This is a genomic window from Flavobacterium chungangense LMG 26729, assembly GCF_000735715.2.
GTDB classification, from domain to species: Bacteria; Bacteroidota; Bacteroidia; order Flavobacteriales; family Flavobacteriaceae; genus Flavobacterium; species Flavobacterium chungangense.
Window position 1 is genome coordinate 374182 of sequence record NZ_JASY01000008.1, and the last position, 24126, is coordinate 398307.

Consider the following 24126-nt stretch of genomic DNA (forward strand, 5'->3'; position numbering starts at 1 on the left):
ATTATGCTTTACTTATTAGTCTCATTAATTGTTTGAACAAAAGTTTCATGAGGCTGTGCTCCAGAAATAGCATATTTTCTATCAAAAACAAAAAAAGGAACACCTTGCACTCCAATTTCCTGTGCTTCGGCAATATCCTTTGCTACATCATTTAAATACATCTTTTCATTTTCTACGACTTCACGAACTTCATTTTCATTTAATCCAGCCAGACTACCTAGTTCTATTAAAGTTGAAGCGTCATTTAAATCCTTTCCTTCCGTAAAATATGCCTTAAAGAAAATCTCTTCCATTTCATCGCCCAACTTTTTGGTTTTAGCCAAATGTATAATACGATGAGCTGTTAATGAATTTGAAACAATTGCTTTTTCAAAGTGATAGTCTAAACCAACACTTTTAGCACGTTCAACAACACCTTTATGCATTTCTTTTGATTGATCAAGCGAAATACCTTTGCGCTCTGCTAAAAATGTATAAACGTCTTTGTTGTGCTGAGGAGTTATTGATGGATCGAGTTGAAAACTTTTCCATTCAATTTCAAATTCATGATTTGGAAATTCAGCCAACGCCTTTTCCAATTGTCTTTTTCCAATATAACAAAACGGACACATGATATCCGACCAAATTTCTATTTTCATATTACAAAAATAATTAAATATTTCAAGAAGTTTTTTCCGTTAAGAAAAGAATAAGAGAAAAACATTGAGATTTTTTTCAAAATTTCACCAGAAATGAGATAAAATAAAAAACCGCAACTCTTTTTTAAGAATTGCGGTTTTCAGGTATAAAAAATGGTTGGTTAATAGCGATATTTTTTTTTACAATGATATGTCTTTAATTTGAAACTAAAAAAGATCCCTGTAACAAAAAGAACTTTTGATGTTAACTATTTAACATCACAGGCATTACCAACATTGTAACGGTTTCGCCTTCTTCTAAACCATCAACCGGCGTTAGAATCCCAGCTCTGTTCGGCAATGACATCTCCAGCATAATCATATCCGATTGTAAGTTAGTTAGCATTTCTGTTAAAAAACGTGAATTGAAACCAATTTGAAGATCATCGCCCTGATAATCACAAGTTAATCTTTCTTCTGCCTTATTTGAGTAATCAATATCTTCTGCAGAAACATTTAATTCGGCTCCAGCAATTTTTAAACGGATTTGATGTGTTGTTTTGTTTGAGAAAATTGCAACACGACGAACGGAACTTAAAAACAAGGAACGATCGATCATTAATTTGTTTGGATTTTCTTTTGGAATCACAGCTTCATAATTTGGGTATTTTCCATCAATCAAACGACACATTAATATATAGTTATCAAATGAGAAAGTCGCATTTGAATCGTTATACTCAATTTTTACTTCGGCATCAGAACTTCCTAAAATACTTTTCAAGATATTTAAAGGTTTCTTTGGCATGATAAAATCAGCAACCTGAGATGCTTTTACATCTGTGCGGGCATATTTTACCAATTTATGAGCATCTGTTGCAACAAAAGTCAAACCTTCTGGTGAAAACTGGAAGAAGACTCCAGACATTACCGGACGTAAATCATCGTTTCCGGCCGCAAAAATAGTTTTACTTACCGCAGTTGCCAATACATCTGCAGGAACCAAAGTTACTGATGGATCTTCTAGATTTACTGATTTTGGAAATTCTTCTCCTGCAGCATACGCCAATGCATATTTTCCTGAATTTGAACTAATTTCAACTGTATTATTATCTTCAACTGTAAAAGTTAAAGGTTGTTCTGGAAATGTTTTTAAAATTTCAAGTAAAAGTTTTGCAGGCACCGCTACACTTCCTTTACTTTTAGAATCGATTGATAATGTGGCTGACATTGTGGTTTCAAGATCTGATGCCGAAACTGTCAACTCATTATTATTTAGTTCAAATAAGAAGTTGTCTAAAATAGGCAGCGTATTGTTGCTGTTAATTACACTACCTAAAACTTGTAATTGCTTTAATAAGTACGAACTCGATACTATAAATTTCATCTGTCTGTTTTTAATTTTTGATCCTATTTTAGAAATTTTAACCTAAAATAAGGGATTACAAATATATCGTAAACAATCTTAGTTTTACAATTTTTTTATTAACATCTATTTACTGTATTTTCTTTTTCGAATATAGGTAAATGCTAGTCCGAAAATCAACAAAATCAGGATTGGAAGTCCGATAGTTAAGAATTGTGTCTGTGTGTAGTTTTCATAAACTTTCTCTTTATCTAATAACGGCAAATCTAAATCCTTACTTCTAATGTTAATAAGTCCGGTATCATCTAATAAATAATTGATACAATTCATTACAAAATCTTTGTTGTCGTACAAGTTTCCGGAGCGCTGGTCGTAACCTAATTCGACAGGCTGCATGTTTTTATCTAATTGGTTTCGGGCTATATCTCCATCCGCTACAACAATCATTTTGGTCGGTTTTCCGCTTGTCGAAAATGAATTGTCTCTGAAAGGCAAAACGCGGTTTTCAAAAGCGGAATGAAAACTTCCTTCCAATAAAACAGAAAGCACTAAATTACCTTTATTAAGATAATCTTTAGGCGAAGTCTGCTCTGTGACAATCTCTAAATTAATTTCAGCAGGCGCTCCGATTTTTTTAGAATAAGGTGACGACTGTAATAGAACCGTTTTTTTAATTCCGTTTTTAAGAGTATCGATTGGACTAGTAAAATCAAGCTTGATTCCACCTAAATTTTTCACAATAGGATGCTTGCTTTCAGGGGAAACGATTGGAGCAAATTTCCAGATAAAATCCTGATATTGCGTAGCACTTCCCTGCTCCCCGGTTGCTAATTTTATTGGACTTCCCTGTTCGTCTTTTACTAAATCCGGATTGATTCTGAATCCGTATTTAAAAAACATATCATTCAGATTAAGCTCTCTTGGGTATGCCAGAGTTGCACCCGCCTGATTGTAAAGACTATCCATATCTGCTACGACCTGATCTATCAGCCATAATGTTTTTCCGCCATTCATTATAAACTGGTCTAAAACCTCTTTTTCCTCATCAGAAAAAGTTTCTGTAGGCTTAGCTATAATTGCCAAATCATATTTTTTTAATGCATTTAAGGTTCCGTTAGGATCTTTAGCAACAGAATCTAAGGTAAAAGGTCCAATGTAATAGCTTTCATGAATTTGTCGCAACATTTTGTCAAGATGAATTTCGCGCATTTCTCCATTTCCTTTTAAGATTGCAATCTTCTTTTGTCTTTCTTTAGTAATCTTATTGACAGCATCGGCAATAGAATATTCAAGATGCTGGATGGATCCAATGACTTTTTGAGTTGTAGAAGCACCCATTCTATTTTTTAACAGAGGGATATTTATCTCCTTATTATTGTAAACTGCAATTGCCCACGGAAAAACCATTGCCTGAGATTGTTTTCCTTTATCGTCAACAGTTATATTTATTGGAGTAAGGCCTTTTTGATACAATGACTTTATTAAATCCATGCTTTCATCTTCGTTTTCCATAGGATTTACAAATTCGAAGACAATATTAGGATTATAGGCCTGAAATTCTTCCAGTAATTGCTTAGTCTCCTGCTGCAAACGTCTGAAATCTGCAGGAAGTTCTCCCTGCATGTAAATTTTAATCGATAAGGGATTTTTAACCTGTTTTATAATTTGCAACGAAGTTTCAGATAAAGTGTATCGCTTGTCTTTAGTTAAGTCAAATCGGTAAAAAAACAAAGTTGCTAATACATTCAGAACAACCAAAATAAAAATGGTTATACATAATGTTTTAATATTTATTTGAGCAGATGCTTTCATTAGGCTTTAAAAGATTTTAATTGATAAACTGTAAAAGACAAAAACAAAACAGTAATACTTAAAAAGTAAATTACATCGCGAGTGTCGATTACTCCCCTACTCATACTTTTAAAATGATCCTGCATACCCAGTGAAGATATAAAGCCAGAAAAACCAGGGATCAGCGATGCCAAACCTTGAAATCCAAAATAAAAGAAAAAACATAAAAAAACAGAAACGATAAAAGCTACAATTTGATTTTCTGAAAGTGTGGAAGTAAAAATTCCTATCGCAGAATATGAAGCAATCAAAAACAACAATCCAAAATATGAACCAATTGTGCTTCCCATATCAATATTACTTTCCGGAGAGCCTAAGCCCGAAATTACTTTTACATAAATGAATGTTGGGACAATTGCCATAATAATCAAAAAAAGAGCCCCAAGAAACTTACCGTTTACAATCTCCCAAATTGACAACGGTTTTGTCAAAAGCAATTCAAGAGTTCCTTGTTTTTTTTCATCAGAAAAACTTCTCATAGTAACGGCAGGAATCAGGAAAATCAAAATCCATGGCGCTAAAGTAAAAAATGGCGTCAGATCGGCGTAACCCGTATTCAGGATATTGTAGTCCCCTTCAAAAATCCATAAAAAAAGTCCGTTACTGATTAAGAAAACAGCTATCACCAAATAGCCAACCGGAGAGCCAAAAAAGGATTTTATTTCCCGTAAAATAATTGATTTCATGTAAAAACGTTTATTCGTTTATTCGTTTAATCGTTGATTTGTTTATTTATTTTGGCATCAACATCCAAAAGCATTACAAACGCGCAAAAGTACCAAAATTGATTGTTCTTTTTAAGAAAAAAAATAAAATCCAATATTGAAATTCTAAATTCCAAGTTTCCAGTATTCTAAAATTTAAAATTTTACGAAAACTTCACCGTAATGACATCACGATAATTCAACCCAAGTAAACTATTTGCAGAACCTACTTTTGAAGGATTACTCCTAAAAATAGCAATTTCCAGAAAACCAGCTTCATTAAAAATAGCCAGTTTTTCGCCTTCATACGTTTTGATTGGATATTTGTCTGAAGTTGCAATAGCTGAATAATTTGGCAGAATAGTTTTTATGTTTTTGGGTTTCATTTCAATTTCGTAGGGACGTCCTCGTGAAATTTCCATGAATTGTTTTTTAGAAATATTGGTTATGACATTTCCAAAATGGTCGATATAAATTACATACCCTTTTAGTGAATTTCCATCGGCAGAAACAATGGCCTGTAGTTCTGTTACTTCTTTAATCTCCGGAATTTCTTTTCCGATAACATTCAACAAACCGCCTTTTGCAATATGACAGGCAACCTGAATAAAAATATCCAAATCGCTAAACTCACTAGGGAAACGATCGTGTATATTGATTTCTACAATTTTCTGCGGGACAATTTTCTGCGTAAGCATACTTAAAATTCCGTTATCAGCACAAATAAAGTAATGATCGTTCCATTGCATGGCAATATGCTGATTCTCTTTATTACGCTCAATATCGACTCCAATTAAGTGAACGGTTCCTTTTGGAAAACTTAAATACGACGCACTGATAACGTAACTTGCTTCGGCAGTATTGAATGGATCAATGTCATGCGAAATATCAATTATCTGAGCCTCTGAATATTCAGAAAGAATTTTACCCTTTAAAGAACCAACAAAGTGATCTTTCAAGCCATAATCGGTAGTAAGGGTAATTATTGACATCTTTTTGTTTATAACTATTGATAGTATTTAAATCTAATTTTCATTAAATTTGAGAAATGCAAAGCTAATAATACTTAATGCAAATTGAAAGAAGAAAAGACAAATTGCATTTAAAGATATAAACAGACCCGACAGCCACCTATTTATAAAACAGATTTATTTTTAATTTAAAACTACCTCATTTGAACGAAAGAATAATCGAGCTCATAGACATCGCTCCAAAAGACTTTTGGGGCGCTCAAGACACTCATCTTGAAATCATTAAAAAGTACTACCCAAAGCTTAAAATAGTAGCAAGAGGAACGACTTTGAAAGCATTTGGCGAAAAAGAAGTTTTAGATGAATTCGAAAAGAGATTTCAAAGGCTGATGCTTCATTTTACCCGATATAACAACATTGACGATAATGTAATTGAACGCGTAATTATGGATGGTCAGGATGAAAAAAAATCATACGATCATGACAAAATATTAGTTCATGGAGTTGGCGGTAAGATTATAAAAGCTATGACGCCTAATCAGCAATTATTGGTAGATACCATCAAAAAAAATGATATGGTATTTGCAGTTGGGCCGGCCGGAACGGGTAAAACCTATACAGGTGTTGCGATGGCCGTAAAAGCACTTAAAGAAAAAGAAGTTAAAAGGATCATACTTACCCGACCAGCGGTAGAAGCAGGAGAAAATCTTGGTTTTTTACCTGGCGATATGAAAGAAAAACTGGATCCATACATGCAGCCTCTTTATGATGCTTTGCGCGATATGCTGCCAAACGAAAAGCTTGAAGACTACATTTTAAAAGGAATTATTCAGATTGCACCATTGGCTTTTATGCGTGGACGTACTTTAGATAATGCTTTTGTAATTCTGGACGAAGCGCAAAATACAACCCATTCACAAATGAAAATGTTTTTGACACGTATGGGAAAAAATGCAAAATTCATGATTACGGGAGATCCGGGACAGGTCGATTTGCCACGCAGAACTATTTCCGGTCTGAAAGAAGCTATTTTGGTTCTGAAAGATGTGGACGGAATTGGAATTATTTATCTTGATGATAAAGATATCGTACGTCACAGGTTAGTTAAAAAGGTAATTGACGCTTATAAACAAATAGAAAATCACGATTAATTTTATAAAATGTCAGATGTAAATCGTGAAATGTGGTTTGACATTTATTGATATTCGTTTTATACATATCTTTTACAGAAATGTATAAAACGAATATTTTTTTTGAATCTCCTTAAACCAAGAAACACATGAAACAACTAGATGATTTCTACTTAAACCAACAAGAACCTTTAAAAGGAACGCTTTTGGCATTAAAAGAAATTATTCTAAGACAAGATCATGACATTACAAACGTTCTCAAATATGGAATGCCTTTTTTTTGTTATAAAGGAAAAATGTTCTGTTATTTATGGATTCATAAAAAACTGAAACAATCTTATATCGTACTTGTTGAAGGAAAGCATTTTGATGACCCTCATTTAATTCAGTAAAACTGTTCCAGAATGAAAATCATGTTGCTGAATTTTGATGAAGATTTACCTTTGGAAAGAATTGAGAATATCATTCAGAAAGTACTGAATTTATACAAATCCGGACTTATAAAAGTTTAAATTGTACCAAATACTGATTTGATGAAATAGTTAAATAAATAATAAACTTGCCTTATTTTAGACTTTCAAATACTTTAAACTTTGCCCAACTGAGCTTAAAGCCGTAAATTTGCACATCATAAATACTTGATTTTAATATGACTGCAAAACTTAAAAACATAAAAGTTGTTGTAAGTGACTTAGACGGAACCTTGCTCAACCCTCAACACAGAATATCAGCTTACACCAAATCCATTTTTCAGGAACTTCACAATCAAAATTATCTTATAGTTGTTGCTACAGGCCGTCATCATCTTGATGCCATGGCGATTATTGAAACACTTGAAGTTCCGGTTTATCTGGTAAGTTCAAACGGAGCCAGAATTCATTCGCCTGAAAAAGAAGAACTTTTTTCGTTCAATTTAGATAGTGATATTGTTAAAGCAGCTTTAAATGTTGATATCGATCCTGAGATTACCGTTGTTTTATTTAAAGAAAATGTTTGGCAGACAAATAAAGTCAGCGAAAAACTAAATGCTTTTCAGTCCGAATTGAAATATCATCCTGAGTTGGTTGATTACAAAACCCTGGACGATTTTGGAGCCATTAAAATTTTCTTTTCTTGTGATGATCATGAAAAATTAGTAAAATTAAAAGATGCTATTCTCGTGAATTCATCAGAACATTTACATCACGCCTTTAGCCTCCCAACTTGTCTGGAATTTATGGATAAGTCTATTGATAAAGCCGTAGCGATTGAAAGAGTGCTGGAAAAAAGAGGTTTTACTTTAAAGGAAGCTATTTCGTTTGGTGATGGTTTTAACGATGTTCAAATGTTATCAGCGTCAGGAAAAGGTTTAATTATGGGAAATGCACCTATATTATTAAAAGAAACCCTGCCAGATCTGGAAGTCATAAAAACCAATGCTGAAGACGGAGTCGCAAGATATATTGCTTCAAAAATACTGGACAAAGAACTTATAGGAGGTTAGTTTAAAATATAAGTTTTTATCAAAATACAGAATCCCTGAAATACATATTCAGGGATTTTTTTATTAAACTGATGTATTACAAACAATTTCGCAAAAAAAACATTTTTTAATACTTTCGTAATGTATTTTTGTTTTCTCAAAAAATAATATAATGACAAAAAATATTTTTATCCCTATCTTCTTATTTTTCCTGATTTCAGGACAAAGCCAAAAACTGAAATTGGAAGAAATAATGAAAGGTGAGTCTTTTATTGGAAACCAACCAACAAACGGACGTTGGTCATTGGATGGTAAAAAAGTTTACTTTGAATGGAATCCTAAAGATGAATTGGGAACCAGTACATACTTTTGGCAAAAAGGCATGACAAAGCCAGAAATTGTTACTCCTAAAGAAGCTGCTTTTTCTCAACTTGATTTTAAAACCAAACCTGGCTCAGATATCGTTTATTACCTTGATAAAGGATCTTTGTATTCCTATTCTATTCATTCAAAATCAATTAAAAAATTAATTCAGCAATCTGTTCCAATATCTAATTTACAGTTAGGATCTCAGGCAGGAATATTGTTTTTTGAACAAAAAGACAATCTTTTTAAATACAACACCAAAGAAGGAACCCTTTTGCAAATTACAAATTTGAATAAAGGCAATAAAAAAGAAACAAAACCTGAAAAAGAGTCTTTTTTAAGTACACAGCAAAAAGAACTGTTTCAGTTTATAAGAGATGCAGCAGCTAAAAAGGAATGGAATCTTGCTAAAGAAAAAACTCTTAAATCGGATTTTGCAAAAGAATACTTTTATGGTAAAGATAATTTATATAGCCTGCAGATTAATCCAAACGGAAACTTTGCTACTTTCATTTTAATTGAAAACTCAGAAACCAAACAAGAAAAAATGGAGGTCTTTATAACTTCTGACGGTTATAACCAAACACCGGAAACAAAAGAAAAAGTTTCAACCAATAATTTTGTAAAAAACAAATTTGCTATTTATTCTGTCGCAAAAGATTCCGTTTATTATGTGAATTTTTCAAGTTTAAGTCATATTCAGGATACTCCAATGTATTATGAATCGTATACTAAATTAAAAAACAAACCAAAAGAAGATAAATTAATTGTTGCCCAGTCTCCAGTTTATAATCAGGATGGATCGTTGGCTGTAGTTGAGATTAGAAGCCAGGATAATAAAGACAGATGGCTAGTGAATTTAAACTTAGATAAAGGAACTTTTGAAGAGATCGAATATCAGCATGACGAAGCATGGATTGCCGGTCCGGGGATTCCATCCTATTCCTTTTCTTCAGGCATATTGGATTTTTTAGCAGATAATGAAACCATTTATTTTCAATCTGAAGTTACTGGATATTCTCATTTATACACCTATAATTTAAAAACCAAAAAGAAAACACAATTAACAAAAGGTAATTGGGAAGTACGGAATGTAACTTTATCAAAAGATAAAAAAACATTTTATCTAACAACAAATACAACACATCCTGGAAACAGAAACTTCTATAAATTAGCTGTTGCTGATGGTTTGTTACAGCCAATTTTGACAAAAGATGGTGCACATGAGGTAGTAGTTTCTCCAGACGAAAAGTCACTTTTAGTTCGTTATTCGTATAAAAACATACCTTGGGATTTTTACATTGCCGACAATAAAAAGAATACCAGTTTACATCAAATTTCTTCTTCAATCTCTGAGGATTTTAAAAAGTACCAATGGAGAGAGCCGGAAATTATTACATTTAAAGCACAGGACGGAACTTCGGTAAACGCAAGATTATATACACCTAAAGCAGAAATTGCCAATAAAGCAGCTATCATTTTCGTTCATGGTGCAGGTTATCTTCAAAATGCGCATAATTTCTGGAGCAATTATTACAGAGAATATATGTTCCATAATCTGTTAACCGATTTGGGGTACACCGTTCTAGATATTGATTATCGCGGAAGTGACGGTTACGGACGTGATTTCAGAACCGGAATTTACCGTTTTATGGGAGGGAAGGACTTATTAGATCATATTGACGGTAAAAAATATTTGGTAGAAAAATACGGTATTGACACTAACAGAGTAGGAATTTATGGAGGATCATATGGTGGCTTTATTACGTTAATGGGAATGCTGACAACACCCGGTGAATTTGCTTCGGGAGCTGCATTGCGTTCAGTGACAGACTGGGCACATTATAATCACGGATATACCAGTAATATTTTAAACTTCCCTGAAACTGATCCTGAAGCGTATAAAAAAAGTTCTCCTATTTATTATGCAGACAATTTAAAAGGTAATTTATTAATGCTTCACGGAATGGTAGATGATAACGTAGAATATAAAGACATCGTTCGTTTGTCTCAACGTTTTATTGAATTGGAGAAAAAGAATTGGAGCCTTGCTTCTTTCCCGGTTGAAGCACACGGATTCAAAGAAACATATTCGTGGATTGATGAATACAGCAGAATCTTAAATTTATTTAATTCGACACTTTTGAAAAAATAGGTTGGTAGTTGATCGTTTGGATTGCAATGCAGTTGACCTAAAAACTATCAACCATTAACAATAAACTATCAACAAATAAACATTTGTTTGCTCTTTTAAATAGTTTTAAATTTGCATTTATAAAAACAACACAACTAAGGATAATGAGCAATACAATCACAACTACAAATTTCAATTTCCCGAATCAAAAATCAGTTTATCGCGGAAAAGTTAGAGAAGTTTATAATATTAACGACGAACTTTTGGTGATGGTTGCAACCGACAGACTTTCGGCTTTTGATGTGGTTTTGCCAAAGGGAATTCCGTACAAAGGACAAATACTAAATCAGATTGCCACAAAATTCATGGAATTGACGGAAGATATTGTACCCAATTGGCTAATTGCAACACCTGATCCAAATGTAGCTGTTGGACATTTATGTGAGCCATTTAAAGTTGAAATGGTAATTCGTGGCTATCTTTCAGGTCATGCTGCTCGTGAATATGCTGCAGGAAAAAGACAAATTTGTGGTGTAACAATGCCAGAAGGTTTAAAAGAAAACGATAAATTTCCCGAGCCAATTATAACGCCAACTACAAAAGCAGATAATGGTTCTCATGATGAAGATATTTCTCGTGAGGCTATTTTATCAAATGGAATTGTTACAGAAGAGGATTATATTGTTTTAGAGAAATTTACCCGTGATTTATTTCAAAGAGGAACTGAAATTGCTGCAGATCGTGGTTTAATTTTGGTTGACACCAAATACGAATTCGGAAAAACAAAAGAAGGCGTAATTGTACTTATTGATGAAATTCACACACCGGATTCATCTCGTTATTTTTATGCTGACGGATACCAGGAAAGACAAGATAAAGGAGAAGAGCAAAAACAATTATCAAAAGAGTTTGTACGCCGCTGGTTGATAGAAAATGGTTTTCAAGGACAGGAAGGGCAGCAAATTCCGGATATGTCAGATGCTTACATTCAATCTGTTTCTGAAAGATATATTGAATTATATGAGAATATTTTAGGTGAGAAATTCGTAAAGGCTGATATTGATAATATTGACAAACGTATTGATAAAAACGTATTAGATTACCTTACTACTAAAGAGTAATTTTAGGGTTTAAACTAACTATTTAAACCATGAATATTATTACTAATAAAAAAAATGCCTTGCTGTTCTTATTTATGACAGCAGGGCATTTTCTTTTTGCTCAGATTGATAAAAAGGCGACAGAAGAGACTCGAAATTTATATCAGAATCTTAAAACCATTTCAAAAGAGCATATTCTTTTTGGACATCAGCATGCACTGGAATACGGACATGGGTGGTCAGGCAAAACTAACAAATCAGATGTAAAATCAGTTACAGGCTCCCATCCTGCTGTTATTGGAATTGATTTTAGTGATTTTTCAGGACAATCAAATGATAGAATTGAAAATACGAAAGAAATTTTAAAGCAAAATGTTATTGATACTTATGATCGTGGCGGAATCACTACTGTTGCCTGGCATTTTAATAATCCGGCATCTGAAGGAGGTTTTTATTGGAAAGACGGAATCTCGACTGCTTCGATTTCCTTAATTAAGCCAGGAGGTTCACATCATGAAGAATATAAAGAAATTTTAAAAACAATCGCTGATTTTGCTAAGTCCGTAAAAGCAAAAGATGGCAAGTTAGCTCCCATGATTTTCAGGCCTTATCATGAGTTTGACGGGGACTGGTTCTGGTGGGGGAAAAAATATACCTCTCGTGAAGATTTCATTGCAGTCTGGCAATTTACGGTTTCGTATTTAAGAGATACTTTAGATGTTCATAATTTCATTTATGCTTTTTCACCCGATAACCGATTTAACTCTGAAGAAGAATATTTGGAGCGATACCCGGGAGATGATTTTGTAGATTTGTTTGGAATGGATGATTATGGTGATTTTGGACGTGACGGCAAATACGATCTTGTGGCTGCAAAAAAGAAATTGAAAATAATCTCAGACGTTGCAATCCAAAAGAAAAAACTGGCCGCTTTTACCGAAACAGGTTTAGAATCGATTCCAAATGCAACATGGTGGACTGATACTTTATTAAAAACATTACAATCTGAGAAGTTAGAACTGGCTTACGTTTTGGTCTGGAGAAACGATACTGTGAGCCCAACACATTACTACGCTCCTTTTCCCGGACAAATAAGCGTTCCTGATTTTCTACAGTTTTACAAAGACCCTTACACTCTGTTTGAAAAAGATTTAAAGAATGTTTATCGCAGGAATTTTAAACTGAGATAATTTTTAGCCACAGATTTAAATCAATTAATATGATTCAGAATCTGTGGCTAAAAATTTAGTTTTCCATTTTTGCTTTCAAATTTAAAAGCCCTTTTTGTAAATCATTTCCAATCATTTGATCCATTTTCATCATTGGAAGCATAATATTTATTGGATAGGGCATCACACCACTGATTCCCCATTTTACTTTAGTCTGATTACCGGAAACAGTTTCTGTTGACATAAATGCGACAGCTGTATCCTCCATTGGTTTCTTATAACGCAGTGCAAAATCGATTCGTTTCCCTTCGATAATTTTTGTTACCTCCTGTTCGCCAACACCAACATCCTTTACATCGTTTTCCCATGCCGAAATGGCTCCAACTGTTCCGTCTGTTCCTCTATAAGTCAATTTCATTTTCGGATCAATTTTAGACCAGACACTAAATTCGTTTTGATTTTTAAAATATCTGATATAATTAAAAACCGAATCAGCTGGTCTATTAATCTTAATTTCTTTTGTAACAGCATATTCTCTTGGCATAAAATAGGCTGTAATTAATACTATTGATACAATTAAAATAAGCGCAATTAAAATTCTTTTGATAATGAACATGGCTTTGTAATTTAATGTGGTTAATAAAGTATTTATTAGTTTGAAGAATAGTAAAGTTAAAAAAGAAAAAATTAAGATTTACACTATCTGTTTTTTTGATAAGATTTTTTTCATTTTTTTTAATTATTTCTGTAACATATTGGCTTATTCATCGTCTATATAGGAAAGATGTAATTTAACATTTTAAAAAAGTGTACAAGGGCAACTTATTAAATAAATGTTAAGAATTAGTTAAAACATAGTACCTTGCAATACATAATACAAAAATTAGATTACCTTTACATCAGAATTAAAAATCATCATCATTAATCAATCAACAAACAACAATCATTATGAAAAAATCAATCGTTTACTTAGGAGTAGCTTTAGTAGCTTTTACAAATGTTTCTTTAGCTTCAAATTTCAAGTCTTTTAATAAAGACAAAAAAGTTATAACTTCGGCTTATGATGCTTCACCACTAAATGTGGCAATTTTAAAAGGTGATCTTCAAATCGTTTTGAAATTTATTGAATACGGAGCTGATGTAAATCAAATTTCAGAAGATATGACACCTTTAATGACAGCTGCACGTTACAACAAAGTTGAAATCATTAAAATCTTATTGGCACAGGGAGCAAAACCTGGCGTTAAAAATGAAAAAGGATTTACCGCTTTAAAATATGCACAATTATCTAATGCTGCAGAAGCAGTTGCTATTTTGAAAGATATGAAATGAAAAAATCTCTAAAATTTTATAAGAGTTTGAGTTAGTAATTGAAACGACCTTCCTGAGCAGAAGGTCGTTTTTATTTTACTGGCGTTTTAGCCCCGATGGGACTGGCATCCTTTTATGGCGGGGTTCGCCATAAAAGATATAAGGGACAGCGGGATCAGCTCCTGAAAATTAATATCCCTTTATTTCAATATGAGTTTGTAAATAACGCAAAAAGCACCATTAAAAAAATAATGATGCTTTTCTTCTCAAATTAAAATAACCAACTATTACTATTTACTCAATTGGAGCATGCTTTTTACGATTGAATATCCAGAACAGAATTGGGAAAACCAACAAAGTCAAAACTGTTGCAGTGATTAATCCCCCAATAATTACAATGGCTAATGGTTTTTGTGACTCAGAACCAATTCCGGTTGAAATTGCTGCCGGTAACAAGCCTATTGAGGCCATTAAGGCTGTCATCACTACGGCTCTGGTTCTGGCTTTTACACCCATGAAAATAGATTCTTCGAGAGAAAATTTAGCCTTGAGGTTATGATGAAATTCGGATATCAGGATAACGCCGTTTTGAATACAGATCCCCAGTAAGGCAATAAAACCAACTCCTGCCGAGATTCCAAAATTCATTCTGGTTAAGTGCAATGCTATAATTCCTCCAATTATGGCAAAAGGAACATTAGACAAAACGAGTAGTGAATCCTTAATATTTCCGAATAAGATAAACAGCAACACAAAAATCCCTATTAAACTAATTGGCACTACCTGAGCCAAACGTGCGCTTGCACGAACCTGATTTTCGAATTCTCCCGTCCATCCTGTAGTATAACCCACAGGCATTTTAACTTCGGCTACTTTTTCCTGTGCTTCGGCAATTGTACTTCCTAAATCGCGATCACGAACAGAGAATTTTACACCGATAAATCGTTTGGTATTGTCTCTGTAAATGAAAGCCGGGCCGGTAACGGTTTTGATATCACAGATTTCTTTCAACGGAATTTTGGCGCCGCTGATTGTTGGCACTTTTAATTCGGCCAAATCTTCTTCGTCTTTTCTATATTCTTTTGAGAAACGAACCCTTACATCGAATTTCTTTTCGTCTTCATACTTTTGAGTTGCTGTTTTTCCTCCAAAAGCTAATTCTAAAACAGCCTGGGCATCTCCCAAAGTTACTCCGTAAGCCGCCATTTTTTCTCTATCCAGAATCACACTGATTTCAGGCTGACCAACATTTCTCAGAATTCCGACATCTTTTATACCTGGAATATTTTTGATTTTAGCTAAAACCTCATTTGATAATTCATCCAGTTTATCCAGATCATCTCCGTAAATTTTCACTGCATTTGAAGCTTTGAACCCGGCTACAGATTCGGCTACGTTGTCAATAACCGGTTGTGAATAATTATAGGTAATTCCCTGATGTACTTTTAATTTCTCATCCATTTCATTGATTAATTCATCCATATTGATTTTACGCGTCCATTCAGATTTAGGTTTTAAATCTACCTGAAGCTGTATAAATCCAAAACCGTTTGGATCTGTTCCGTCGTTGCTTCGACCCGTTTGCGAAAGCACTTTTTTTACTTCCGGAAAAGTTTCCAGATCTTTTCTGATGAGTGCCGCTGTCTGTACGCTTTCAGGAAGCGATGTACTCATTGGCAGTTCTGCTGTTACCCACAAAGCTCCCTCATTTAACTGAGGTAAAAATTCGGTTCCTAAAAATGACGCAGAAAAGAAAGTTGCAGCAATAATCGAAATTGAAATAACTAATGATTTTACTTTGTGTTTGAATGTCCATGCAAAGCCTTTCCCTACAATTCTGTCCCAAAAATTCACAAAAGGATTGTTTTTTTCTTTTACATTTTTATTTAAAAGAATGTGTGACAAAACCGGTACGAGTGTCAAAGTGAAAAGTAAAGCTCCCATTAAGGCAAAACCTAACGTAAAAGCCAAAGGCGAGAACATTTTTCCTTCTACTTTCTGAAAAGAAAATATCGGGAGTAAAGCTGTAATAATGATTAATTTAGAAAAAAAGATGGCTTTCCCCATTTCTGTTCCGGTTTTTTTGATCAGACTCCCTTTTGCAATTTTATTGTAAGCCGTCATTCCTAATTGATGTGCGCGATGATCCAAAACCACAAACAATCCTTCGACCATTACCACCGCACCGTCAATAATAATTCCGAAATCGACCGCTCCCAGACTCAGCAGGTTGGCGCTCATTCCCATCATTTTCAGACATAAAAATGCAAACAATAAAGAAAGCGGAATCACAATAGAAACTGTAAAAGTAGTTCTCCAGTCGGCCATGAAAAGAAACACAACGCAGGTAACCAGAATAATTCCTTCAAATAAATTATGCATTACCGTTTCTGTCGTGAAATTCATCAGATTATCACGATCGTAAAAAGTTTCTATTTTAATGTCTTTCGGCAGTACATTTTCATTTAAGTCTTTAATTTTATCTTTAATTAAAGCCAAAGTTTCCTGCGCATTTTCACCTTTACGCATCACGACAATCCCTTCAACAGCATCATCATTGTTTCCAATACCTGTCTGTCCTACTCTTGGCATGGAACTTTCGTAAACTGAAGCTACGTTTTTTACTAAAATCGGATTTCCTCCCGCCTGATCCACAATGATGTTTTCAATATCTTTTCGGGATTTTAAAAGTCCTACTCCACGAACCACAAATGCCTGTCCGTTTTTTTCGATGATATCACCACCGACATTTAAGTTTCCGGCATCCACAGCATTATAAACCTGAAGCGGTGTAATATTATATTTTGCCAATTTTACCGGATCAACACCAACTTCATACGTTTTTGTCTGACCTCCAAAAACATTCAAATCGGCCACACCCGGAACAGAACGAAGCTGTTTGTCGATAACCCAGTTTTGATAGGTTAATAATTCACGACTGTCACGGCTGTCACTTTTTACAATATATCTAAAAATTTCCCCTGTTGGTCCGTAAGGTGGCTGTACATCGGGTTCGACATCATCAGGCAACGTAACGTTTTTTAGCAAATTATTGACCTGAAAACGCGCAAATGTATCATCTACCCCATCATCAAAAATGATTTTGATAACCGATAATCCAAACATGGTAATACTTCGCACACTGGTCTTTTTCTGAACCGAGTTCATGGAAATTTCAATAGGAGAAGTCACAAAACGTTCTACTTCTTCAGCACTTTTTCCGTTCCATTGTGTAATGATGATAATCTGGGTATTCGTTACATCTGGAAAAGCGTCAATGGGCATATTTTTGAAGGAAATAAATCCTGCAACAGCCAGTAATCCCACCCAAAAAAAGGTAAATGCTTTATTCTTGAGCGAAAAAGCAATAATATTTCGTATGAATTTGTTCATGTTTTATTCGTTTAAAGCACGGTAAATAAATAGCTGATTATTCGTGATGACTTTTTCATTTTCTTTTAAACCACTTGAGATGTAGGTAGTTTTTCCAACCACTCGGTATACCTCAACTTGTCTCGTTTCGATGTTGTTTCGGTCTTTGAAAATCATGACGAAGTTTTTACTTTTATCGAAAACAATAGCGTCACTCGGAATTGCAATCATCGATTTATCTTCTTTAAAAGATAATTTGATGTTGGCATTCATATCCGGTTTCAGTAAAAATCCCGGGTTTTGCAATTTAACCCTTGCCTTCATCGCCTTGGTTTCCGGATCAATCACGTTAAAAATTTTATCTACTTTTCCTTTAAAAACCTGATCAGGATAGCTTATGGTTGTTACATCTGCATCAATTCCTAATTTTACTTTATTAATGTCGATTTCATTAATGTTTGCCATAGCCCAGACTTCGCTTATTTCGGCAATGTCAAAGATATTTTCAGAACGGTCGTTACGCAAAAGCATGTCCTGATTGATACTTTTTTGAATCACAAAACCACTGATTGGCGCTGTTACTTCGTAAATAGAACCAGCTTTGATATTATATATTTTATACGTTTCCTGAACTTTGCTTAATTGCGACTGCGCTTTGTTAACTTCAGATTTGGCCTGAAGTACATCGCTTTCAGAATTTAGTTTACCGTCAAATAATTCCTGGGCCACTTTTAGGTTGTTTTTGGCTACGAGCAAATCACTTTTGGCATCGAGTGATTGTTTTTCAAAATCGGCAATATCGGTACTTTTTATAGTCGCCAGCACCTGACCTTTTTTTACATAATCGCCAAGCTCTACATTTACCTTGATTACGTTTCCCCCTACCAGTGGGTAAACGTCAATCATTTTATTGTTGTCGGCTGTGATTTTTCCGTAAAAACTCAATTCGTTGGTTACGGGCTGTGTTTGTGCGACCGCAGTTGTTGTTGATTTCAGCATGTTATCGCTTAAAGCAAAAGAGGTATTGATCTGCGGATTTTCTACTTCTTTTTTACAGCCTGCGATGGATAAACTCACAATTGCAATTCCGATAATTAATTTATGTTTCATTTTATTTCGTTTTAAAATAAGTCTTTATTGATTGTACTGTTTAATTCTTCAGCAGACAGCGCGAGTTTTTTCTTTAACTCGTTTACCTGAATATTCGCCTGATTGTAGCTTTCCATAAAATCGGTAAATTCTAATAAGCTGATGTTTCGTTTCTGGAAATTGGTTAAGATTCCGTTGTAAACGGCTTCAAAATCGGAGTTTACGGTTGGTTTTATCACCACATAGTTTTTACGGGATTCGTCCCATTTATTCCAGGCGGATGTAATTTCAGTCTGAAGCTGCAGTTCAAAATTCTGCTTTTCAATTTTTGATTGCTCCAGAATGGTCTTTGCGTACTTAATATTTCCTTTATTTTGATTCCAAAGCGGTAACGGAATTCCAACAGTTAAATTTGCTTCATTATTAAAAGCGCCGCTTCGCTGATCGTATTTGGCTCCTAAAGTGATATCCGGAAGGGAAAGCGATTTTTGCCATTTTACGTTTAATTCATTAGCATCGATTTCTTTTTGTTTTGCGAGATAATCCGGTCTATTAGTAATGGCTTCATTTTCAAAAGATTTTAAATCGAAATCAATCGTTTTTAAGTATTTGCTGAATTCATCTTTTGAAACATTCGGAACAATTTCTTCGGTAGAATTCATAAGCAATTTCAGATTCGCCTGTTCTTCTACATTGTTATTTACTACTTCCATTCGCTCGTTCTTGAAATTAAGATAAAGCGACTGCAGACGAACAACATCTTTCAAAGGAATATTCCCTTTTTGCGCCTGAACTGAATAGGAATTGATTAAATCTTCAATGTGAGCCAATTGTTTATCTGTGGTTTCCAGACTTTTTGAATTGTAATAAACCGTATAAAAACTTTTACGTAATTGTAGTTTCAGTGTTCTTAGCAAATCATTGAATTGCAGTTCTGCCAGCTGTTCATTGGTTTTCGCTAATTTTACTTCATTACGTTTTTTTCCGCCCAGATAAATCAGCTGTTCGATGCCAAATACTTTCTGACCTTGTTTTCCGATATCAAAATATTTATCACGATCAGGATTGTAGGCGTTCAGTTCTGCGGAAATCACTGGGTTGTCCCAGATACCCGCCTGAATCGTCAGCGCTTTTGAGGCATCGATATTGTAATGCGAAGCCAACAGGAAGAGGTTGTTTTTTAAAAACTGACTTTCACAATCTTCTAAAGTGACTGTTTTTTGAGCCAGAACCATCTGATTCATGGCAATCAGCAGGAATAATGCAAATAACTTTTTCATTGTATCATTTTTATTTGATACAAATATGCTATTGCGAGACTTTAAGAAACCTTAAGAAACACCTTAAAAAGTGCTTAAAAAAAATAAAAACTGATGAATTTTAAGTTCGAAAGAGCTTCGACTCCGCTCAGCCTGACACTTATTTTTAATTAAATACAATAGGTTTACTAATGAAAAATCAATTCGAATAAATTGGTCTTTTCTACAGGTACGCTATATCTGATTTTTGCATTATGAAGTATTAAAACCCGGTTTACAATGCGCAACCCCAGTCCGAAACCGGAAGTTCCTTTTGAATTTTCGCCACGCATAAAAGGCTGGAAAAGATTTTTTTGTTCCTTTTCACTCAGCGTTTTTCCGGTATTTAAAACCGAGATGACCAAATGATTTTCCTGAGTACTAATTTTTACTATTGCCTGTTTGTTATCTGAGTAAACACAGGCATTTTTTAAAACATTACTCAACGCAATTTCCAGAAGGTTCTTATTTCCTTTTATTTCTAAAGCAGTATCGAGATTCTCACTTTCTTCTATTTCGAAAAGAATAATAAAATCAGGAAAGGTTTTATTTAAATTTTCTATCGACGAAAACAGAATTTCATCCATTCTGTGAATTTCATCGTTGCTGTTCACATTGGTGTCTATTTTTGATAATATCAATAAAGAGTTGATCAGTTCTGACAAATGATTGACATCTGATAAAATAGTGTTTAAAAAAATTTTTCCTTTAATGGATGTTCCCGAATCGGCAATTGTATTTTCAATTTGCGCTGTTATTCTCGACAAAGGAGTTCTGAGTTCATGAGAAGCGTGGGCGGTAAATTCTTTTTGTTTTTGATACGAAACCTCAATTCTGTCCATCATAAAATTGAACTCATTGGCAATCAGATCAATTTCGTTTTTATTGCTTTTGGATTCAACACGGGTATCCAGATTGTTCTCGTTTATATTTTTAATCTTCTGATGAAAAATACTTAACGGATTCATGGCTTTTTTTACCATTAAAGAGGTTAAAACCCAGCAGATACAGGTGAAAAAGATATAAGAAATAATTAAGGTATACCGTAAAAAAAGTAATTTTCGTTTGCCATAATCATCTGTAGCCGATATTAAGGCATAAAAATCCCTGTCTTTGGTATCATAAAAAACACCGTAAACTTCGTAATCTCCCTGTTGCTTAAAAAACGTTTTATGTTTTTTAAGGTACTTCAAATCATTAACAGACCAGTTAATTTTGGCATCATCAATACTACTGTAAATGAGTTTGAAATTAGAATCGAAAACAAGTGTTTTTTCATCGTATAATTTATTGATTGAATTCTGGTCAATCATTTTTAAAAGCTGGTCGTCAACTTCTTTTACGTTTACAAGAAGTTTTATATTTGAAAGCGCTTTTATTTCTAAACGATCACGAAATTCTTCTTTTCTGAAATTAGAATACAAAACAAAAATCACGGTCGAAGCCAGCCCAAAAAGAATTGTAAAGAGCAGACTTACTAAAAGTGATATCCTGTTTTTTAATGTCATTCCTGATCGCTTAGATAATATCCGTAACCAATTTTGGTACGGATTAGTTTTGTTTCATGGTCTTTATCGATTTTTTTTCTGAGAAAATTGATATAAACCTCAATGGTATTCTGATTGGTTTCTATGTGATAATCCCACAGTTTTTCGGCTATGAATTGTTTTGAAAGCACTTTTCCTTTGGCCTGAGCCAAAATCAAAATCAGTTTAAATTCTTTAGGCGTAAGTTTAATTTCTTCGCCTGCGCGAAATACTTTCATTTCGGATTCTGCAATTTCCAGATTCTGAATCACAATCTTATCTTCTGCCTGCTGCGGAATTTCTTTTCTTCTTAAAAGAGAAGAAATTCGGGCAAATAATTCTTCAAAATGAAAAGGCTTTACCAGATAATCATCGGCACCGCTATCAAAAGAAGCCAGTTTGTCTTCGATTTCGCTAAAAGCAGTCAGCATGATAATAGGCGTTTTTTTATCGACTTCCCTGATTTTTTTACAAACTTCGATTCCGTTTGTACCGGGAACATTGATGTCGAGAATGATCAGATCATAATCATACGGAAAATATTTCCTTAACAGCAATGCACCATCATAATAAGGAACACACTCGAATTCTTTTGAAGCAAAGAACACCGCTATTTCTTTGGATAAAGTAAAATCGTCTTCGAGCAGTAAAATTTTCATGCTTATTTTTTATTAGTTAATCTGACTGTCAAGCCTTTGCAATATAAAGATTTCAGTTTTCACAATAATTCCAAGTTTAAAAAACTTAAAAACAAATCTCAACCCCTCTTGATATAGCAATCTTCATACTAAGATTTTGTGTATTTAAAATCTAAGTCCCACCCTGCAACCAAGTCCAAAATTGAACATACTTCCTGAATTACTTTCTAAATCACTACCTAGAAAAAAAGCATGATTCATACTCAGAGAATGTTTACTTTCATCATAATCAAGGTCGGTATTGGTTGTATTTCTATACATATAGCCAAATACTACAAATGGCTCTAAAATAAATCTTGCAAATGAAAATTGATTACCAACAGTTAAATTAATTCCTTTAGCAGTTTTCTTAACTCCAAAATCATCCAAATATTCATCTTCATTTATTGGATCAATTGGAACATATTCTATAAAACTATTTCTCTGATTCTCTCTATAAAATACCTGAATACCGGCGTACAACTCACTTCGTTTAGATTTAACCCTTGAGTTAAACAGTTTTTGCAAATAAATTCGTCCTTCGATATTTGTTTTAAATCCTTTATCCTTAAAAAAAATGGTATCCGTATTTGAAACATCATAAAGTTGATAACCAATTTCAATATTCAAACTTGAATAGTAATTTATTTTTCGTTCAACAGATAATTGTAAAGTTGGAAATGAAGCGATATCAATTAATTGAACTGGATTAATTTTTATGCCCCAATTTCTTTCTTTTGATTCTTGTGAATAAACACAAGTTGAGAGCATCACAATTAAAATTACTATAGTTCTTTTCATTCATTCTTTTTAATAAATTTCTTTTAAAGTTCAAAAATCAATACAACCAAGTTAACATTACAAATTATCTCTTATTTAAAATAAGAAAAAGTCTCATTATTTTCAATTTTTAGTAATGACTCATAAATCAGCTGAATCACATTTTCAACATCTTCTTTGTGAACCATTTCAACAGTCGTATGCATATAACGCAATGGAAGTGAAATCAATGCAGAAGCTACACCTCCGTTGCTGTAAGCAAATGCATCAGTATCCGTTCCTGTAGCTCTGGAAGTCGCATGACGCTGAAACGGTATATTTTTCTCCTCGGCAGTATCGACGATTAATTCTCTAAGGTTATTTTGTACAGCCGGAGCGTAAGCAATAACCGGACCTTTACCTATTTTAAGATCTCCTTCTACTTTTTTATCAATCATTGGCGTTGTAGTATCATGACAAACATCAGTCACAATAGCGATATTTGGTTTGATTCGCTGTGAAATCATTTCGGCACCACGAAGACCAATTTCTTCCTGAACAGAATTCACAATATACAAACCAAACGGAAGCGTTTTATTATTCTCTTTCAGCAAACGTGCTACTTCAGCAATCATGAAACCTCCCATTCTGTTATCAATCGCACGACAGACAAATTTGTTTTCGTTCAAAATCATGAATTCATCCGGATAAGTTATCACGCAACCAACGTGAACACCCATTTCAAGAACCTGTTCTTTGGTTTCACAACCTAAATCAATAAAAATATTGCTTAGTTTCGGAATTTCCTCTTTATCTCGTAAACGTGTATGAATTGCCGGCCATCCGAAAATTCCTTTTACAATTCCTTTTTTGGTATGAATATTTACTCTTTTTGAAGGTGCAATCTGGTGATCGGAACCTCCGTTTCTAATTACATATATCAGACCGTCTTCTGTAATATAATTTACATACCACGAAATCTCATCAGCATGCCCTTCAATTACCACTTTGAATGGAGCATCCGGATTGATAACACCAACGGCCGTTCCATAAGTATCCGTAATAAAAGTATCCACATAAGGCTCCAGATAATTCATCCAGATTTTTTGTCCTTCGCTTTCATAACCTGTCGGCGAAGCGTTATTTAGGTAGCTTTCCAGGAAAGCAATTGAGGTATCTTTTAAGATAGATTGTGTGCTCATAAAAATATTTTTTTGCTAATTTATA

20 protein-coding genes are annotated in these 24126 nt (G+C 33.8%); 7 read left to right on the top strand and 13 right to left on the bottom strand.

All coding sequences use genetic code 11. The features are described from left to right. Positions 1-8: 8 nt before the first annotated feature. The 5 genes from JE46_RS15585 to JE46_RS15605 form a co-directional block, all read right to left on the bottom strand. Positions 9-638 (bottom strand): DsbA family oxidoreductase, encoded by a 630-nt coding sequence (locus JE46_RS15585; protein WP_031456204.1) that lies wholly within the window; start codon positions 636-638, stop codon positions 9-11. Between the two features lie 244 nt (positions 639-882). Continuing rightward, complete coding sequence (gene dnaN / locus JE46_RS15590; RefSeq protein WP_031456205.1) at positions 883-2001, bottom strand: DNA polymerase III subunit beta; 1119 nt, start codon at positions 1999-2001, stop codon at positions 883-885. Positions 2002-2106: 105 nt separating this feature from the next. Next, the gene (gldG, locus tag JE46_RS15595; RefSeq protein WP_031456206.1) at positions 2107-3792 is read right to left on the bottom strand and encodes a gliding motility-associated ABC transporter substrate-binding protein GldG; all 1686 of its coding nucleotides are present in this window, start codon (positions 3790-3792) and stop codon (positions 2107-2109) included. Continuing rightward, complete coding sequence (gldF, locus tag JE46_RS15600; protein ID WP_031456207.1) at positions 3792-4517, bottom strand: gliding motility-associated ABC transporter permease subunit GldF; 726 nt, start codon at positions 4515-4517, stop codon at positions 3792-3794. Before gldF ends, gldG begins: the two co-directional genes overlap by 1 nt. A gap of 182 nt (positions 4518-4699) precedes the next feature. After that, on the bottom strand, positions 4700-5527 hold the full coding sequence (locus JE46_RS15605) for an SAM hydrolase/SAM-dependent halogenase family protein (RefSeq protein ID WP_031456208.1): 828 nt from the start codon (positions 5525-5527) through the stop codon (positions 4700-4702). 182 nt (positions 5528-5709) lie between these two features. On the opposite strand from JE46_RS15605, the gene JE46_RS15610 reads away from it, so the two are divergent. The 6 genes from JE46_RS15610 to JE46_RS15635 all read left to right on the top strand — a co-directional run bounded on the left by JE46_RS15610 (position 5710) and on the right by JE46_RS15635 (position 12888). Continuing rightward, the gene (locus JE46_RS15610; protein ID WP_031456209.1) at positions 5710-6657 is read left to right on the top strand and encodes a PhoH family protein; all 948 of its coding nucleotides are present in this window, start codon (positions 5710-5712) and stop codon (positions 6655-6657) included. 128 nt (positions 6658-6785) lie between these two features. Beyond that, complete coding sequence (locus JE46_RS15615) at positions 6786-7028, top strand: DUF1801 domain-containing protein (RefSeq protein WP_236010792.1); 243 nt, start codon at positions 6786-6788, stop codon at positions 7026-7028. 257 nt (positions 7029-7285) lie between these two features. Continuing rightward, positions 7286-8119: a Cof-type HAD-IIB family hydrolase gene (locus JE46_RS15620; RefSeq protein WP_031456210.1), complete on the top strand. Its 834-nt coding sequence runs from the start codon at positions 7286-7288 to the stop codon at positions 8117-8119. A 151-nt stretch (positions 8120-8270) separates the two neighbouring features. After that, positions 8271-10619: a S9 family peptidase gene (locus JE46_RS15625; protein ID WP_031456211.1), complete on the top strand. Its 2349-nt coding sequence runs from the start codon at positions 8271-8273 to the stop codon at positions 10617-10619. 143 nt (positions 10620-10762) lie between these two features. Beyond that, positions 10763-11719 carry a phosphoribosylaminoimidazolesuccinocarboxamide synthase gene (locus JE46_RS15630; RefSeq protein WP_031456212.1) on the top strand — a complete coding sequence of 319 codons (957 nt, stop codon included), beginning with the start codon at positions 10763-10765 and terminating at the stop codon, positions 11717-11719. Positions 11720-11748: 29 nt separating this feature from the next. Beyond that, positions 11749-12888 carry a glycoside hydrolase family 26 protein gene (locus tag JE46_RS15635; protein ID WP_031456213.1) on the top strand — a complete coding sequence of 380 codons (1140 nt, stop codon included), beginning with the start codon at positions 11749-11751 and terminating at the stop codon, positions 12886-12888. Between the two features lie 55 nt (positions 12889-12943). On the opposite strand, the gene JE46_RS15640 is transcribed toward JE46_RS15635, so the two are convergent. Next, positions 12944-13483, bottom strand: a complete 540-nt coding sequence (locus JE46_RS15640) for an SRPBCC family protein (protein ID WP_031456214.1) — start codon at positions 13481-13483, stop codon at positions 12944-12946. 332 nt (positions 13484-13815) lie between these two features. Here JE46_RS15640 and JE46_RS15645 point away from each other — a divergent pair, with 332 nt between their 5' ends. Then, positions 13816-14199 (top strand): ankyrin repeat domain-containing protein, encoded by a 384-nt coding sequence (locus tag JE46_RS15645; protein WP_031456215.1) that lies wholly within the window; start codon positions 13816-13818, stop codon positions 14197-14199. Positions 14200-14472: 273 nt separating this feature from the next. Here the strand turns inward: JE46_RS15645 and JE46_RS15650 are convergent, their stop codons facing one another. From JE46_RS15650 to JE46_RS15680, 7 genes are all read right to left on the bottom strand, one after another. Continuing rightward, on the bottom strand, positions 14473-17571 hold the full coding sequence (locus JE46_RS15650; protein ID WP_031456216.1) for an efflux RND transporter permease subunit: 3099 nt from the start codon (positions 17569-17571) through the stop codon (positions 14473-14475). Positions 17572-17574: 3 nt separating this feature from the next. Beyond that, positions 17575-18660, bottom strand: a complete 1086-nt coding sequence (locus JE46_RS15655; protein WP_031456217.1) for an efflux RND transporter periplasmic adaptor subunit — start codon at positions 18658-18660, stop codon at positions 17575-17577. A gap of 11 nt (positions 18661-18671) precedes the next feature. Then, on the bottom strand, positions 18672-19919 hold the full coding sequence (locus JE46_RS15660) for a TolC family protein (RefSeq protein WP_031456218.1): 1248 nt from the start codon (positions 19917-19919) through the stop codon (positions 18672-18674). Positions 19920-20086: 167 nt separating this feature from the next. Further along, positions 20087-21445 (bottom strand): sensor histidine kinase, encoded by a 1359-nt coding sequence (locus JE46_RS15665; protein WP_031456219.1) that lies wholly within the window; start codon positions 21443-21445, stop codon positions 20087-20089. Further along, the gene (locus JE46_RS15670; protein ID WP_031456220.1) at positions 21442-22122 is read right to left on the bottom strand and encodes a response regulator transcription factor; all 681 of its coding nucleotides are present in this window, start codon (positions 22120-22122) and stop codon (positions 21442-21444) included. The genes JE46_RS15665 and JE46_RS15670 overlap by 4 nt, the downstream gene beginning before the upstream one ends. Positions 22123-22266: 144 nt before the next feature. Continuing rightward, positions 22267-22941 carry a DUF3575 domain-containing protein gene (locus tag JE46_RS15675; protein WP_031456221.1) on the bottom strand — a complete coding sequence of 225 codons (675 nt, stop codon included), beginning with the start codon at positions 22939-22941 and terminating at the stop codon, positions 22267-22269. Positions 22942-23012: 71 nt separating this feature from the next. Then, positions 23013-24101, bottom strand: coding sequence for a M42 family metallopeptidase (locus JE46_RS15680; RefSeq protein ID WP_031456222.1), 1089 nt, complete (start codon positions 24099-24101; stop codon positions 23013-23015). Between the last annotated feature and the right edge of the window lie 25 nt (positions 24102-24126).